Here is a 16,016-nt window from a genome sequence, read left to right on the forward strand (position 1 = left end):
GAAAAAAATGTGCCTCAAATTTTAAGACTGAGATGTGCGTATTTAAATAATGACATCAAGCTAGGTGTTTCTACTTAGTCAAAAAGTGGGATGCTCCCGCAGACATTTAGGTAGAAATAACAGCCCTATAATATTTATCACAACTACAACTCACAACTACAACTGAATAGAAATACTTCTCTCATTCGTTACCAGAAAGAATTGGTTGAAAGCCGGAACGCTTTGAGGGAGAAATTAAAATCAGACTATTCATTACTCCAATCCTCGGACTTATAGGTAGAGGTCGCTCTCAAACTGTCAAGCGGTCAACTGTCAAGCGGTCAACTGTTGAACGGAGGTCGCGTTCCGGCATTGAACAGACTCAGACCCGATCGCTCTCACAAAACTTTTCGTTAGAATTATATATGTTAGCATCGCCCTTGAAAAATGACCGATCGCCCGATCGGCAGATTTAGCTCCGGCTGTGCCAAAATTGTCTAACTCGCTCACAAGTGTTACCAGTCAAAGATCGAGCTGTAACACTTTACCCCACCGGTGCTCATGCAAGATTTCATTAATAACATCTCTCGCTACCCTCGTTTTTTGATTACTGTGTGTCTGGGAATCTTTTTTTTCCTGTTCGAGCGACTCAAACCTCTGCTCGATCGACCGGCAACTGCGATCGCCCTGATTACTTCGATTGTAGCGACTTTTGTGTTTCTAACTTTTACACTGCGCGCCATGTTAGGTCTGAGTCCGGTTTAAAGGCAAAATTTCTGCCCGAAAAAGCCGGCGAACTCTGACAAACCATAGCCCACAAACCAGGAACGCAGAGGGTTTGGGGGTTGCGACTTCTGAGTTTGAGTTAAAACACTAACCCCCGAAATAAGTGCAACTCTTCCGTGCGATCGCACACTTGGCAATAGTAGCTGCGATAGATTGGAAGAGGAAGTAAAGTTACCCTAGTTATGTGAGCGCTCCTCAACCTTGGCGCAAGCAAACATTAGCGCAGTGCACCACAACAGTTCCGGCTATCAACACAACTGGGGAAATACTGCACCTCTGTTTCCCCCATTCCCACTTAATCCTTAGGAAGCGGCACACCCCGCCCCGCTTTCCTCTCCCGTTAACCTGACGGTATCACGAGAGTTTCCAGCGGACAAGACAGATGAAATTTGAACATATCTATCAATTTTTTCAAGACCCCCCTCCTGTTTATCTAAACAAGGAACTGGCAGTGTGCTACATTCTCTCGGTGTTATTGCGCGGAGATTCCTACGGTACAGAACTCATCGGACAACTAGAAAGGGAATTCCCCATCTACCGACTTTCTGATACCGTCCTCTACAGCGCTTTGAAATTTCTCGAAGATGAAGCCGTCATTACCGGTTACTGGAAAAAAGTAGAAGGACGCGGCCGCCCCCGCCGGATGTATCAAATCCTCCCTGAGTGGCGGCATCAAGCTCAAGACCTGGCTCGTCTGTGGCACGAGTACATCGGTCAGGGAAACGGCGCGTCTGGCCGTCGTCCCCGTGCCTTGGAAACTGGTCACACGGGTTAGCAGGCGTTGAAATCGGATGCCTAAACCCTTGAGATGCGGTGCTACTAGCAAAGCGAATTGTCCGATTGCCTTCGCTTTGCCAGCATCGCCGCCGCACAGCGATTAGAGTAGCGATTCACTACGTCAGGACTTACGCATTGTCACTTGAGAATTAAGGATGATGGGGAGATATGGGAATTGGGTGATGGGGAGAAAAACGCATTGCTAGAAAGCTTGGCGAGAATTTGGGTTAAAAAGTGTCTGCGTAAGTCCTCGATCGCTTTCTTCTGTAAACTTCTGTAAAGTCATAGTAGATAATTTCACTTACACAAACTTCTACCGATGGATACTACTGTTCTTTCTTCAACTTTTGTGATGACGCTGCTGTTGGCTGTTGGCTTGTTTTTCTTCATCAAGGCCTCAGTCAAAGATCGCATCGAACAAGTCAAGCTTGCTTCCGAGAGCGCCCAAGAGTTACTGTTAACCCAGCTACAAGAGTATTTTGCTTCTAGGGCTTACCGAGTTGCAGCCGTTGATGCCCCCAACTATAAAGTCACCTTTGAGGGTTTTGTGCGGCCGAGTTGGTTTCTAGCTATCTTTTTAACCCTGTTGAGTGCAGGCGGCGCTCTCTGCTTGGGACTGGTTTTGGGAATGCTAGTACCACAGCAAGGTCAAATTTTCCTAGGTTTGGTACTGCTGTCGCCGTTGACGGGAGTATTTTACTGGAAAAAAGCCGGACGCTCCGAGCAAGTCCTTCTAAAACTCGAATCAGTTGCTGACTCGGAAAGCCCAACTAAAAGCTTTGTTACTGTCAGAGCTCACCGCGACGAGCTAGCAACTATGCAAAAAGCTTTAAATTTGAAACCCCTGGAAGATTAAAAGTTTGGCGCGGAACGTTTTTTTGATATGCTAGATGCCGTGCTTCGACTTCGAGCCGACAAAAGGATTGCTGCTGGCAGTTCTCTAGTTGGCCCGAAAGTTCGATCGACTGTTGATGCAAAGTAAATGATTTTCTAGAAACTTATTGAATAATTGGGTAAAAGCTGGTAGTGTAGGGCGGGAATAAAAAACGCTCTAGCGATTAAAACAGCTAGGGCGATGGTCACTTTGAGTCATTATCGTTTTCAGCAAATGTTGAAGCATCAAGCTGTTAAATATGGCAGTTTTGTAGTAGACATAACCGAATAATACACATCACAAACCTGTTCAAAGTGTGAACAGAGATTGAAATGGCGCTTTCAATATCTTGTTGAAAGCTTTGAGAGATACCTCCTTGACGGGAGAGCTTGCAGCTTTCACGCGTCTTGCCATACACAGCTAATTCGGGCTTAGTCTTGGATTTGCTGGGTTAAATGTATCTGGCACGGTCAAACGATTTTAGATTGTGAGATTTTAGATTTGAGATTTATTCTACAGATGAATCTGGGAGCTTTAATTTTCGTCTAAAATTTGGAGTGGTTCGCGACTCGATTCCGGGCTTGTATTCGTTTTTGGGCAGAGTCAAAAAAAACCATTATCCTGAGAGTGCCAATTGTGCCGATCGCCCTTTCTTGACGATCTATACTGTTGCGATGGCTCCTTCTACCTTAACTTCCCAAGGATTTTTCGCGTAAATTTCAGTTGGCACTCTCCAGACAATGAGAACTCTCGCGCTTTTGTTAAAAGAGCTAGAAAAACATTGGTGTCAATGTTTTGATCTAAACATTTCGATCTATGCGCGACTGGCGGACACCGCAGGAATTTTTTCTGCGGTTGCTTCCAGCATCACCTTTAAGCTGGGAAACAAGAAATGGTTCTCTTCTACGTATTGGGCTCCGAACAAACCTTTTTCAGCCCAAAAGTATCTGTCGGTGGTATGCTCGTTACGCTTGACCAACAGTAAAGCTGGGGGAGCAATGCCTTCGGCATGGATGAACTTGCGAGCCGCTGTTACGGGTTTATCTTCGCCGCTCTCGATGCTATATTGAGGCACACACTCTAAAATTCTGCGTCCTTCTTGTCGGCGGCGACTTTTGCGCTTGCGTCTCCTGGCCAATTTCTTTACCTCCTCTGTGAGCAGACAGTGTGAGCAGACAGTATGAGCAGACAGGTTTTGACATACTCCCCAGCCATAAAGACATGGGGATTCTGGATTCAAACAGCTTTTCTCAAGCACAGTTTGTCTGATATTGCCGAGCATCCTAGGTTGATGCCCCAACCTATCTCAGATTTTTTGGATTATAGAGTTGAGACCGGATTTTTACATCTGGCGAATCAACAATACATGATTCAATCATCAAAGCTGTCCCGATCGGGCGTGGCTTTTTATCCAATTTTTAGGTAATGATAGCTACCAAATCCGAGGCCAGTATATCTGTTCTAGCTCTAAACTTCAACTGTTTTTAATATATCGACATAATCTTAACATTCGTGCCGATCGACAAAAGTGCAGCGGTTGTGGTAAGGTGGGCCGCAACTTCCGGCAGCAGCCAAGCTTGGGACTCTGGGGAAGCTATGCAGGCGGGGCTTTAAAGCAATTGTGTTTGTGAAAGCTGAATCCTGGGAACCGAGCAGCCTGCCATCAAAGCCCACATACTAGAAATTTAGGAGTCTCCAATCTGTAATCGGGGGCTGAGCAGTTGTAATTTAGTTAAAATTCCGTAAAATATCTTAATGTGGCACTCATGTTAATGCCAGCCAGTTCAGAATTTGTCAAGCTTTGTCGATCGCAGGTGGCGATCGCAGTCAGTTTGGGTGCGACATTCAGCGCAGTATACCTGACACAAGAGCTGGTAGAAGGCAGCGAGGCAAAGTTAGTGCCGATCGCAGTTTACCCAGAAACCTCAGTCGAACCAGAAAATCAGGAGTTGAGGCTCGAACCGGCTTCAAGCTCGACAGTGAAACCAATGCCACGGCGGCTGGCTGCGCCGGCTTTGGCTGTGGAAGCATCAACCGTGGGTGCGATCGCACCCGAGCCACTGCCGGGTTTTGAAAACAGTTCCAATCAGTGCCAAGGCCCGGGGAATGTGTGGCAGCAACGGAGGCAAATAGTGACGCCTCTGATACACGAGGACGCTGTCCTGGGACTCCTGGTCAGCGGTAGGGAAGACAGGGCTTGGAACGATCGAGAGGAGGCTCAGATCCAACAAATTGCTCGCACCTTGGCCCTAGCCTGCATTTTAGACCAGCGATCGCAGTGGATGCATCAGGAATTGGGATCTTCTCGGCAAATCCAGGCTCAGGTTTATGACACGATGCACAACTTGCTGCACCAGTTCAAGAGTCCGCTGACAGCGTTGCGAACTTTTGGCAAACTGTTAGCGCGCAGGCTGGTACCAGAAGACAAAAATCGCAATGTGGCTTATAGTATTGTCCGAGAGAGCGATCGGCTCTCTGAATTGCTCGGCCAGTTCGATCGCACAGTAGATACCGGCGAAGCAAATCTCAGACTCCCATCAGGCACTTCAGAAACAGCAACTTCTAATATCGAATTAATCCAGCATTCTCCTCTGTCGCTGTTACCAGTGGCCAATTTGGACGAATCCTGTGTAGTGACAGAAGTCTTAAAACCGCTGTTAATTTCCGCCGAGGCGATCGCATCGGAAAGGCATCTGTCATTGTTAGCCGACATTCCGGCGGATTTACCACCAGTCTCGGCGAGCGATCGAGCTTTGCGCGAAGTTTTGAGCAACCTAATTGACAATGCTTTGAAATATACCCCCGCCGGCCGCCAAATTTATATTAAAGTAAGCTACGAAGCGAACCACCGCCCCTTACCTGCCATAGCAGTTGCAGTCAGCGACACAGGTTCCGGCATTCCCCCCCAGGATTTAGAGCATTTATTTGAGCGACACTACCGGGGAGAAAAAGCCCAGACAGAAATTCCCGGCACAGGATTGGGTTTGGCGATCGCCCGCGATTTAGTCCGCCAAATGCAAGGAGAAATCCAAGTATTTTCCCCAGTAAATCCGGAATGGCTGCCATCTAGTGCAGCTCATTTATATCCAACCGATAGCGGCACTACATTCGTCGTTTGGCTGCCGGTTCGGAAGAAGGAAGAAGGAAGAAGGAAGAAGGAAGAAGGAAGAAGAGATACACAGTAAGCTTAACCGCGAACCGTATTTTACGTTTGATCGGGTGGATTTACTTAACACTCGCTTCAAACAAGAATGCAACTGTAAACCCATGTTCCCAAGAATGCTCTTCATCAGTCATTGCCAATCTAAAATTTAAAATATAAAATAGTCTAACAAACTCTATTCCTGGGAAAACAATTATGAAGCATCAGCCTTTATTCGATAAAATTCCCAACTTTTCAACTTTTTTAGAACTTCTCAAAAAACACTTTTTTACTGTACCATTTTTAGTCATTTTCAACACTCTGGCTCTCCTAATTTTAGGCGGACTGAGCCTATACGCCAAACTCAACAACCAGGGAGACGGAGTTGAACGCCTCTTTAGCGATCCTTTTAATTTCTGGTTCCCTTACGAAGGCCTTTTCACCGGAATTTCCGAAGTCCTCTGGTGCATCCCAGTCGCAATTTGTGCATTTACATTCGGACTCCTGCGCCAAAAAGACCCCCGCAGTCGATCGGCAATATTCTTCTTTTTTAGCGCTTTACTGCTGGGAGTCTTTTTCTTGGATGACAGGTTTCGGATGACTTTGATTCTTTCTCAGTTGGGAATATCTAAGAAATTAATTTATTTGTGTTATGGTAGTGGCGTTTTCCTTTACGGAATTAAATTTTGGCGATACATCAAAACCACTCCTTACCTGCCCTTAATCGCCGCATTCCTCTTATTTGCTATCTCGCGGTTTGAGGATATTATAGACACTCGTAGTCTAGGAGCACACGCTATGTTAGAAGATGGCACTAAGTTATTAGCTCTTCTGAATTTGGCTATGTATTTTTGGCACGTATGTTATCAAGCAATTTGGCGACATTTGCAGCAGACGGAAAAACCTTAAGTTAGTTGACAGTTGACAGTTGACAGTTGACAGTTGACAGTTGACAGTTGACAGTTGACAGTTGACAGTTGACAGTTGACAGTTGACAGTTGACAGTTGACACCAATCCGCAATGCCCAATGCGCTGGGAAGGCCAATGCCCAATGCCCAATCCCCAATGCCCTGGGAAGGCCAATGCCCCATGCCCCATGCCCCATGCCCCATGCCCCATGCCCAATTACCCATTGCCAATTACAAACAAACTTTTCATGTTTTTTTTATTCCTCTGACTAAAACTGTCAGGCAATCCCCGAAACCGCTGGAAATTCAGAAATTGAAACCCGCGAACATCAGCCAGTAACTTTGGCGTAGATTTTACCGCCGAAGTTGCAGCACAAGAGGCAATTTCTTTCTCTACTGTTAACACATTTCCGTAAAGATTGGCAATTATTTCTTGACCCCCAGCAGTCATTTTCAAATGCTGCAATCCTTCTTGAATGTAGGGATATACAACATTCCAAAAAAACTTGGGATAGCCCGATCGCAAATCTGCCGGATGGCAGTAGCCTAGATTTTTATTACTACCTATTTCTTCAAATTCATAAAACAGCGCCGGTATTTTTTGTAAGTAGCGGGGGTCGCTGAGTTGACCGAGCAAATCTGCTGCCCGCACTAAGCCGGGATAATTGCCAGTACAAGAGTGTTCTTCGTCGTTCGGTACGGGGAAGCGAGTCAATTCAATATTACGCATAATAGCCTCCGAATCAATCAAATCGTGACCGAAAAAATGTTCTTGTACGAACATTTTACCCCTGTCTATATGATAGGGAGTTAAGCTAGCATCAGTTGTACCCGATTCTAGATAAATTGTATTGTTGTCAGTGCCTGTCGCATACAATCTTTGGCTTTGTTGATCTTGAGGGCAGATTCCTTTGACGTAACCGATATCGTGACACAGCCAAGAAACGATCGCCTCCAGCCAATTTTCTGGGGAGATGTTTCCTTCGCTCAGGTATTTACCGCGCAATATTTCTTGCCCTACTAAGGTGACAAGAACTGTATGTTCGACGTTGTGATAAAGAGCGTCGCTGCTGGCAATGTTTTCTAAAGCTAGGCTGACAACCTGTTCGATAAGTCTGGCGCTGTCAGATTTAATGTTCCCGTAAGTGTTTCGGTATCCGGCTTTTAAGCTTTCAGTTAAGGAACTGATGATGACTGTGGTGGGGTTCAACATTTGTAGTTACCTTGATGGCGGGTGATTGCGAACTATTGCATATTTGCAATTAGTCTGTCAGAGGAGTATTTTTTTTTCCAAGAAGTCATTTGTGCAGTCAATCTAAAATCTAAAATCTAAAATCTAAAATCTAAAATCGATCGACTGGCTGTTGGTTTTTATTGTCACCGATCGCAATTGGCGATCGCAACCAGAAAAGCTCATAAGTTTGACAGTTTTTGCGCCTCAGCAATTTCCCGCTGATTGGGGAGCTACCGCAATACCTCATAAAAACTCATAAAACCTCAGGAAAGCGAAGGAGCAGCTAACTCGACTCGGAATTTGCCGTGCAAGCCCTCAGCTCGGCTGCTGGCTTGAATGTTGACCCGCGAGGCTATACAATTTATAAAAATTCTTGCTATCAAGGAAGTGTGGGACTTTTTTTCTAAAACGAACCTACAGCAGGCAAGCTCCCAACCCCGATCGCCATCAGTGATTCCCAAATCTAAAATCTAAAATCTAAAATCTCCAATCTACAATCGAAATACCTTAGTAGAAAAATGAATATTCAAGAAGCTTTAGAATTTATAGAAAACTCAGTTCACCTCAAAACTGGCAAACACCTCAACGATTTGGAAAGGCAGGTTTTTATCGGGACTTGGCAAGGACAAACCTATGAACAGATTTACCCATTAAACCCGGAATATGTCGAAAAAGATGTAGGATACAAGCTGTGGCAGAAGCTGTCAAGTATCTTGGGAGAGAAAGTTACAAAAAAGAACGTGCGAGGAGCCATAGCTCGATCGATCGCGCGGCAGGAAATGCGATCGGCAGAACATCTAAAACAGCCTTCCCAGACTGAACCGAGAAATGGGACAAATCACGGAAAACGAGTTTTTATTAGCTATTGCAACCAAGAACCCGATCTGAGTTTGGCACTGGAGCTTGCCGAAGGCATAAATGCAACGGGACACCAAGTATTCGCTGCCAATATTGGGGCGGTTTATCCCGATCGCGAATCAGCAAAAAACTGGCTTTCTCAAATTGACTTTCAATTAGAACAGTGTGACTATTTTTTATTGCTGCTGTCCGGGGAAACAGCAGTTAGTGAAATAGTTATGGAAGAATTGCGGAAAATCAAAGAATTGCGCTACAGACGGCAAAATCCGGCGCCTGCCGTGTTGCCAATTCGAGTCAATTATCCTCCCAGCATACGGCTAAACCATGACTTGCGGAACTACATCAACGATACTCAGCAGCGCGAGTGGACATCGCCGGCTGACACGGTACTACTGCTACAAGAAATCAACCAAATGCTTTTAGAAACAGTCGCTGGGGAAAGCACAGTACAGCCAGCAGGTACATCGCAAACAGATACAGAAGATGACATATCCGCAGGATTTATAGTTAATTTAAACCTGCTGGCGCCAGAGCATTCTTTCCTTAAAACTGCGACTCAGACTGTAACCATTTCTCGGACTCTGCCGCTTTCAAATCCTCCATCACCCGCCGCAGAGCCGCAGATTCCCCAAGGACAAGTCAGGCTGGATTCGGCTTTTTATGTCGATCGCGTTCCCTGGGAAGCTCAGTGTTACAAGGAACTTTTGCAGCCGGGAACTTTAATTAGGATAAAAGCACCGAGACAAATGGGCAAAACTTCGTTAATGGCGAGGATTCTTTATCAGGCAAAAGAACAAGGCTATCGCACTGTTCCTCTGAGTTTTCAACACGCAGATGCTGCGTCATTTGCCAATCTCAATTCACTGCTGAGGTGGTTCTGCAACAAAATTACGCGCAAGCTGCGGTTGCCTCACCAGATTGACGATTATTGGACTGATACTTACGGCAGTAAAGATAATTGTACGGCTTATTTTGAAGATTGTTTGTTGTCGGGAAACAATGCACCGCTGGTGTTGGGATTGGATGAGGTCGATCGCGTTTTTCAGTATCCTACAATTGCCGATGATTTTTTTGGGCTGCTAAGGGCCTGGTATGAAGAAGCCGGATATGGCGACAGCGACAGCGAACTGTGGGCAAAACTGCGTTTGGTAGTGGTGCATTCAACAGAAGTTTACATTCCGCTGAACGTGAATCAATCGCCTTTTAATGTGGGTTTGCCAATAGAATTGTCCGAGTTTAGCGCCGAACAAGTGGCTGATTTAGCGAGAAGGCACGGGCTGAATTGGCAAATAAATATGGTGGAAAAATTGATGAATATTGTGGGCGGTCATCCGTATTTGGTGCGGGTAGCTTTATATCACATTGCTCAAGAATTTGCTCTTTTCAATCGCCGATTTTCAGGTTCTGCCAAAGAACAAAAAGATTTAGAGGAAAGTTTAGATGAACTTTTAGAACTTGCTCCTACTGAAGCAGGAATTTACGGCGATCATTTGCGCCGTCATTTGTGGAATTTGCAAGAACATCAGGAGTTAGCAGTGGCTTTTAGTAGGGTAGTAGCAGCTAATGAACCTGTAGAGTTAGAATCTGTGCTGGCGTTTAAGTTGCACAGTTTGGGGCTGGTGCAGTTGCGGGGAAATGAGGTAACTGTGCGCTTTGAGTTGTACCGTCAGTATTTTGGCGATCGACTAAAATGTATTTAAGATTCATCTAACTTACAAAACTCTTGCGGGAGGTAATAAAATGCCGTCTCCATTTCCAGGGGTAGACCCTTACTTAGAAAATCCTGAATTTTGGCCGGAAGTTCATCACCGCTTAATTACGGCGATCGCCGATGCGATCGGGCCTGCGCTGCGCCCGAAATACCGGGCGGCAATTGAAAAGCGGATTTATTTGAGCGAGGCCGAAGATAGCGATTTGTTGGCAATTCCTGACGTGACAGTATTCGATCGCCCGTCCACCGCCAGCCCATCTGTTATGACTGCAACGCTGCCCCATTCTGAACCGATGACAGTTACGGTACCAATATTGGAAGAAGCTAGGGAAGGCTATTTAGAACTCCGAGAGGTAGGTACAAATCGGGTAATCACAGTCATAGAAATTCTTTCGCCGAAAAACAAACGCACTGGGAAAGGTCGAGAGGCCTATGAAAACAAGCGACAAGAAGTGTTAAGAAGTGCCTCTCATTTAGTAGAAATTGACTTGCTCAGGGCCGGGAGACAAATGCCTGTAACTGGCGGGACTAACACGGATTATCGCATTTTAATTAGCAGGGCAAATCGCCGTCCAAAAGCTCAATTGTATGCTTTTACGGTACGAGAAGAAATTCCACCATTTTTCTTGCCATTGCAGCCGGGAGATACAGAATTTCAGGTGGATTTGCAAGCTTTGTTCAGCGGTGTGTATGACAGAGCGGGATTTGATTTGTCGATCGACTATGCTCAGCAGCCTGTGCCGCGACTGAAGGACGATGATGTTGGTTGGGCACAGGCGCTTTTGCAGGAAAGGGGATTGCGGTGAACGGGGAGTTATTTCGGGCGATCGATTAAAATATTATCACCAAGAGGAGTGAAAAATCTTGATTCCCTTTGAATTTATCGTCACTGGTTCGCCAGTTTCTCTACAAACAAATAACCGAGCAAAACTTCAAGAGTGGAAAGCCAAAGTCGGTCAAATAGCCGCCGAAGCTATGCCAATAGGAATGTCAGCAACTAGCGAACCAGTTCAAGTCATCATCACTCACTATTGCATTACTCAAATATCTGATTTAGATAACATTATCAAGCCGATTGTAGATGCGATGAAGATTTTAGTTTACGTTGATGACAGACAAGTTACCGACCTCACAGTAAAACGGCGCAAACTTAAGGAATTAGAAGATTTTACTGCGATATCTTCTTTGATAGCTGAAGCTTTGACTGCGGCCCAAGAATTTATCTATGTTAAAATTGACCTACCAACCGAGCCGATGGAGCTAAATCAATGATAGCAGCCATAGAAAAATTAGAAGCAACAGAAATTGCAGATATTGCCGATAAATATCGCCAGCAAGGTTATCAAGTGTTAGTAAAGTCGAGGGATTATGACTGGCAAAAATTTATTCAAAATCCAGAAATAGACTTGATTATTTGTACGGCTCAAGAATCTGTCCTTGCAGCATTAAAACCGCGTCCTCCTGAGTCAAAAAGTCAAAAGACTTCCGAAGAAGAGATGATGCAACCTTCCTATGACTATCGCCAGCACGATCTATACGATATTCAGGTTTACATGGTAAGAGCATCAGAAATGATCGAAAAAGGTAATTTTGAACTCGCTACCTGTTCGATCGGATCTATTACTGAATCAGTGATGCGGATGGTAGCTGAACACCACTCGATTAATTTTGAAATTCAAGAACCGCCTATTTTGGCTCAAACATTCCTCGCTCACGGTTTGATGAATGGGGAGGATTATGAAGTTTTGGTGGCGGCGCTGGAAATTCGCGATCGCGTGATTTTTCAGCGAGAAAAAGTTACTGTTGAACTCAATTTGGCGCGCCGTGCTTTTGAAGCATTGCAGCGTCTTTTAAGTCAATCTGGACAAATTGAAGGGTAATTAGGCTCTCAAATGGCGATCGGCTGTGTATTCTACTCATTGAAAACAGGTTATGTATCAAGAAAAAAGCTCAGCCTATACTTATAAAGTTGGTGGACATTTGCCTCTAGATGTTTCCACTTATGTAGTGCGACAAGCGGATTCTGAACTTTATCAAGGCTTAACAAATGGCGAGTTTTGTTATGTGCTGAATTCTCGCCAGATGGGTAAAACTAGCTTGCGCGTGCGAACTATGCACAAATTGCAAGCAGAAGGTATTGCTTGTGCGGCGATCGATCTAACTAAAATCGGTTCTCAAGATATCAATCCCGATCAGTGGTATGCGGGGGTTATTAGACGTTTAGTTACCAGTTTTAAGCTAGATTTGAATTTGAGATCGTGGGTGCGGGAGCGAGAATTCTTGCCGCCCGTACAGCGCCTAAGCGAGTTTATTGAACAAGTTTTACTGGAAAATGTTCAGGGTAAGATTGTAATTTTTGTTGATGAAATAGACAGTATTTTGAGTTTAAATTTTCGGGCAGATGACTTTTTTGCCTTCATTCGTGCTTGCCATGAATTCGATCGCCTGACTTTTGCTTTGCTGGGGGTTGCGACTCCTTCGGACTTGATTCAAGATAAATACTGTACGCCTTTTAATCTCGGTCGCGCTGTCGAATTGTATGGCTTTAAACTGCACGAAGCTCAACCTTTGGTACAAGGTTTAGCAGGGAAAGTTAGCTATCCTGAGTCTGTTGTAGAAAATGTACTGATTTGGACGGGAGGACAGCCGTTTTTAACTCAAAAGATTTGCAACTATATTTGGCAACAAGCCGAAAATTTCCCGGCAAAAATTCCTCAGGATAAATCTTTAATCGCAGATTGGGTGGAGAATTTAGTCCAGACGCAAATTATTGATAATTGGGAAGTTCAAGACGAACCGCCACATTTGAAAACAATTCGCGATCGCATTCTCAGAAGCGGACAGCGTACTGAGACTTTGCTTAAAATTTACCAGCAAATTTTAATTGCTTCTGATTCGTGTAGCGAAGCCAAAATTCCGGCTGATGAAAGCCTCGAACAAATGGAACTGCGATTGTCTGGTTTGGTTGTGAAAAGAGGGGGGATTTTAAGCATTTATAATAAAATTTATGCCTCTGTATTTAATCGAAATTGGACGAAAAAAGCTTTGGCTGCTCTCCAACCAAACTTTAAACAATTAGTTGCCCATCAAGAACACAAAGTCCTATCTATGCTCAACAGTATGGAAGGCAGAGATTTTGAGGATGTACTCTATGAAATTTTGGGTTCGATTACTATTAAACTAGGGGAATTGATGAGTGTCGATCGCATTACCATATTTTTTATAGATAAAGATAAAAATGAACTTTGGTCGATTATTGCCAGAACTACAAACAGCAGTTCGACAAAGATTCAAATTATGGCAAACAATCCAACAGCAGGCAGAGTGACTATTTATAAAAAAGCTGTCAGCATTCCCAGCGATTTATCGGAAAATTGGTATTCCGATGTCGTGGAAGAGCAAGATAAAAAGACTGGTTACAGACTTTACAGCAATTTAACCTCACCTATGTTAAATGAAAAGGGAGATATATTTGCTTTTGTGCAGTTGGTCAACAAGTTAAAACAACAGCACGATCCGGCAGGAACTTTTTCTGAGAAAGTCGATATAGAAGGGTTTACAGAAGTCGATCGCACTTTGATTGGAGAGTATGTTCCAGCTATTCAGCGGTTGTTGGAAAGGTGTCAATCTTGTTATAAGTTAACTCAAAGATTGCAAGCTTCGGAAGCTCTGACGGAAGCAACGCGATCGGTTTCTCAAAGCAGCTTGGATTCGGAAGAAATTATCACTAAAGTGATGGAAGCTGCTAAAAGATTGATGAATGCCGATCGCAGCACTCTTTGGCTGTTAGAACGCGAAACAGGGCAACTGTGGACAAAAATCCGCTTTGAAGATGGCTCGGTTCGCGAACTCCGGATCGAAGTCGGACAAGGTTTTGCGGGTCAAGTTGCTGATAGTGGCAAACCTGTAAATATTCCCTTCGATTTGTACGAACATCCCGAATCAATAACCGCGAAACAAACTGACCAAAAAACAAAATATCGTACTTGCAGTTTGCTGTGTATGCCTGTTTGCAGTCCTGACGGTGAATTAGTGGCTGTCACTCAATTAATTAACAAAAGAAGACCGGGAGATTTCCCAGAATATGACCCGGAAACTTGGCCGGAAGCACCGGAATGCTTTCAAGACAGCTTCGATGCTAACAGTCAAAAATATATGCAAATTTTTAACACTCAAGTCGGGGTGGCACTGCACAATGCGAGACAATTTGCAGCGATGAAACAGCAGGCGGAAGACCACCCGCAAAATGTGGTCAGCCAAACTCTGGCAATGCTAAATCAGGTGATGGATGGTCAGGGTTTTGATGATATTCTTGATGCTACTTTGCGATCGATTACTTTGAAAATGGGTAAGTCTTTGAATGCCGATCGCACTAGCATTTTTCTGTTAGACGAAGAAAAAAATGAGTTTTGGTCGATTATTGCTGAAGCCGATGCTGAGGGCGATCGATCGCTAGAAATTCGCGTTCCGGCAGATAAAGGAATTGTCGGTCATGTGGCGTCTACGAAACAAAGTATTAATATTCCGTTTGATTTTTATGACGATCCGCGTTCGGAAACGGCAAAAGCATTAGATATCAAAAATGGCTATCGAACTTATACTATGTTAACACTTCCTTTGTTAAATGACGAGGGTAATTTAGTAGCTGTAATTCAGCTAATTAATAAAATCAAAAAAATCGATCGCTCCAGCTTGTCTTTGTCAGAAAAAATTGATTTGGAAGGGTTTACAAAACTGGATGAAGAGCGGTTTGCCGAAGATGCGAATTTGATTCAAATGATTTTAGAAAGTTTCCGTACCTTTCACAAAACAGCCCGAGGACAAAGAGTTGCGGCTGCGTTGATGGCGGCTACTCGTTCTGTGAGTCAAAGCAGCTTAGAAATTGATTCGATTCTGCAACGTGTGATGGAATCTGCTAAAGAGTTGATGAATGCCGATCGGAGCAGTTTTTGGGTAATTGATAGAGATGCTAATCAATTGTGGACAAAAATTATTTTGCCAGATGGTAATTTATTGGAGTTGCGTGTGGCGATCGGGCAAGGTTATGTGGGACAAGTGGCCCAGATGGGGGTTCCTCTAAATATACCGTTCGATCTTTATGATTATCCGGGTTCTGAAACTTCTAAAAAGACGGACGAAAAAACCGGATATCGGACTTGCAGTTTGCTTTGTATGCCTGTTTGGAATCCAGACGGGGAGTTGATTGCTGTGACGCAGTTAATTAATAAAATTAAATCGGATGGCGAGGATAAATCGATTGAATTATCTAAGGAAAATGTGCCGGAGCGTTTTCGGGCAAGTTTCGACCAAAGCGATCAAAACTATATGAAAATTTTTAACAATCAAGTGGGGGTGATTTTGCAAAATGCAGAATTGTTGGCGGCGGTTAAGCGGCAGGAACAAACTTTGCGAAATAATTTGAGTTCGATCGGGGGTGATTAGAAGTCAGAGGAGAGGGGGAGAGGGGGAGAGGGATTATGTAATCCGACTAAAGAAACCGGGTTTTTTACCCTTGTTAAAGGCGATAAACCAGTGTTTTTGTAAAAAAACTGGTTTCTGCCTGCGAGACTATAGCATTTCTCAGAAAGATGAGGTATGACTTGTAAATGGAGTTTTTGATGCGACTTCGCTTGCTTTATAATCACTATAAGAGGGCTAAAGCCCAACTACGTACCTAAGAGGGCTAAAGCCCAACTACGTACCTAAGAGGGCTAAAGCCCAACTACGTACCTAAGAGGGCTAAAGC

Annotated in this window: 13 protein-coding genes; 10 read left to right on the plus strand and 3 right to left on the minus strand. The window is 44.3% G+C overall.

The genetic code is table 11. The features are described from left to right. Positions 1–540: 540 nt before the first annotated feature. The 3 genes from JGK07_RS20150 (at position 541) to JGK07_RS20160 (ending at position 2,398) form a co-directional block, all read left to right on the plus strand. Positions 541–744: a DUF751 family protein gene (locus JGK07_RS20150; protein ID WP_293144336.1), complete on the plus strand. Its 204-nt coding sequence runs from the start codon at positions 541–543 to the stop codon at positions 742–744. A 403-nt stretch (positions 745–1,147) separates the two neighbouring features. Beyond that, the gene (locus tag JGK07_RS20155) at positions 1,148–1,540 is read left to right on the plus strand and encodes a PadR family transcriptional regulator (RefSeq protein ID WP_293144339.1); all 393 of its coding nucleotides are present in this window, start codon (positions 1,148–1,150) and stop codon (positions 1,538–1,540) included. A 321-nt stretch (positions 1,541–1,861) separates the two neighbouring features. After that, a complete protein-coding gene (locus JGK07_RS20160; protein ID WP_293214432.1) occupies positions 1,862–2,398 on the plus strand; it encodes a cofactor assembly of complex C subunit B in 537 nt (178 codons plus the stop codon). A gap of 832 nt (positions 2,399–3,230) precedes the next feature. On the opposite strand, the gene JGK07_RS20165 is transcribed toward JGK07_RS20160, so the two are convergent. Then, positions 3,231–3,554, minus strand: a complete 324-nt coding sequence (locus tag JGK07_RS20165) for a DUF3155 domain-containing protein (protein WP_293144355.1) — start codon at positions 3,552–3,554, stop codon at positions 3,231–3,233. Between the two features lie 634 nt (positions 3,555–4,188). Between JGK07_RS20165 and JGK07_RS20170 the strand changes: the two genes are divergently transcribed. Continuing rightward, positions 4,189–5,601 carry an ATP-binding protein gene (locus JGK07_RS20170; RefSeq protein WP_293175836.1) on the plus strand — a complete coding sequence of 471 codons (1,413 nt, stop codon included), beginning with the start codon at positions 4,189–4,191 and terminating at the stop codon, positions 5,599–5,601. A gap of 173 nt (positions 5,602–5,774) precedes the next feature. Then, positions 5,775–6,467 (plus strand): hypothetical protein, encoded by a 693-nt coding sequence (locus tag JGK07_RS20175; RefSeq protein WP_293175834.1) that lies wholly within the window; start codon positions 5,775–5,777, stop codon positions 6,465–6,467. Between the two features lies 1 nt (position 6,468). Here the strand turns inward: JGK07_RS20175 and JGK07_RS20180 are convergent, their stop codons facing one another. Together JGK07_RS20180 and JGK07_RS20185 are read right to left on the minus strand one after the other, a co-directional pair. After that, complete coding sequence (locus JGK07_RS20180; RefSeq protein ID WP_293291020.1) at positions 6,469–6,678, minus strand: hypothetical protein; 210 nt, start codon at positions 6,676–6,678, stop codon at positions 6,469–6,471. 6 nt (positions 6,679–6,684) lie between these two features. Further along, the gene (locus JGK07_RS20185) at positions 6,685–7,680 is read right to left on the minus strand and encodes an Npun_R2479 family HD domain-containing metalloprotein (RefSeq protein ID WP_293175830.1); all 996 of its coding nucleotides are present in this window, start codon (positions 7,678–7,680) and stop codon (positions 6,685–6,687) included. A gap of 539 nt (positions 7,681–8,219) precedes the next feature. Between JGK07_RS20185 and JGK07_RS20190 the strand changes: the two genes are divergently transcribed. From JGK07_RS20190 to JGK07_RS20210, 5 genes are read left to right on the plus strand one after another with little or no spacing between them, the layout of a single operon-like run. Then, a complete protein-coding gene (locus JGK07_RS20190; RefSeq protein WP_293175828.1) occupies positions 8,220–10,259 on the plus strand; it encodes an AAA-like domain-containing protein in 2,040 nt (679 codons plus the stop codon). Positions 10,260–10,299: 40 nt separating this feature from the next. Then, positions 10,300–11,076, plus strand: a complete 777-nt coding sequence (locus tag JGK07_RS20195; RefSeq protein WP_293175826.1) for a DUF4058 family protein — start codon at positions 10,300–10,302, stop codon at positions 11,074–11,076. Positions 11,077–11,134: 58 nt separating this feature from the next. Beyond that, positions 11,135–11,542 (plus strand): RusA family crossover junction endodeoxyribonuclease, encoded by a 408-nt coding sequence (locus JGK07_RS20200; protein WP_293175824.1) that lies wholly within the window; start codon positions 11,135–11,137, stop codon positions 11,540–11,542. Further along, positions 11,539–12,150 carry a hypothetical protein gene (locus tag JGK07_RS20205; protein WP_293175822.1) on the plus strand — a complete coding sequence of 204 codons (612 nt, stop codon included), beginning with the start codon at positions 11,539–11,541 and terminating at the stop codon, positions 12,148–12,150. Before JGK07_RS20200 ends, JGK07_RS20205 begins: the two co-directional genes overlap by 4 nt. A 52-nt stretch (positions 12,151–12,202) precedes the next feature. Continuing rightward, positions 12,203–15,712, plus strand: coding sequence for a GAF domain-containing protein (locus JGK07_RS20210; protein ID WP_293175820.1), 3,510 nt, complete (start codon positions 12,203–12,205; stop codon positions 15,710–15,712). The last annotated feature ends 304 nt before the right edge of the window (positions 15,713–16,016 follow it).

It is taken from the genome of Microcoleus sp. PH2017_24_DOB_U_A, assembly GCF_020738205.1.
In the GTDB taxonomy this organism is placed as follows: Bacteria; Cyanobacteriota; Cyanobacteriia; order Cyanobacteriales; family Microcoleaceae; genus Microcoleus.

Bases quoted from the DNA above. Each gene is read 5' to 3' on its own strand.
- JGK07_RS20205 (WP_293175822.1), top strand. From the start codon at position 11,539: ATGATAGCAGCCATAGAAAAATTAGAAGCAACAGAAATTGCAGATATT.
- JGK07_RS20175 (WP_293175834.1), top strand. From the start codon at position 5,775: ATGAAGCATCAGCCTTTATTCGATAAAATTCCCAACTTTTCAACTTTT.
- JGK07_RS20170 (WP_293175836.1), top strand. From the start codon at position 4,189: ATGCCAGCCAGTTCAGAATTTGTCAAGCTTTGTCGATCGCAGGTGGCG.
- JGK07_RS20190 (WP_293175828.1), top strand. From the start codon at position 8,220: ATGAATATTCAAGAAGCTTTAGAATTTATAGAAAACTCAGTTCACCTC.
- JGK07_RS20210 (WP_293175820.1), top strand. From the start codon at position 12,203: ATGTATCAAGAAAAAAGCTCAGCCTATACTTATAAAGTTGGTGGACAT.
- JGK07_RS20195 (WP_293175826.1), top strand. From the start codon at position 10,300: ATGCCGTCTCCATTTCCAGGGGTAGACCCTTACTTAGAAAATCCTGAA.
- JGK07_RS20185 (WP_293175830.1), bottom strand. From the start codon at position 7,680: ATGTTGAACCCCACCACAGTCATCATCAGTTCCTTAACTGAAAGCTTA.
- JGK07_RS20160 (WP_293214432.1), top strand. From the start codon at position 1,862: ATGGATACTACTGTTCTTTCTTCAACTTTTGTGATGACGCTGCTGTTG.
- JGK07_RS20180 (WP_293291020.1), bottom strand. From the start codon at position 6,678: ATGGGGCATGGGGCATGGGGCATGGGGCATGGGGCATTGGCCTTCCCA.
- JGK07_RS20150 (WP_293144336.1), top strand. From the start codon at position 541: ATGCAAGATTTCATTAATAACATCTCTCGCTACCCTCGTTTTTTGATT.
- JGK07_RS20155 (WP_293144339.1), top strand. From the start codon at position 1,148: ATGAAATTTGAACATATCTATCAATTTTTTCAAGACCCCCCTCCTGTT.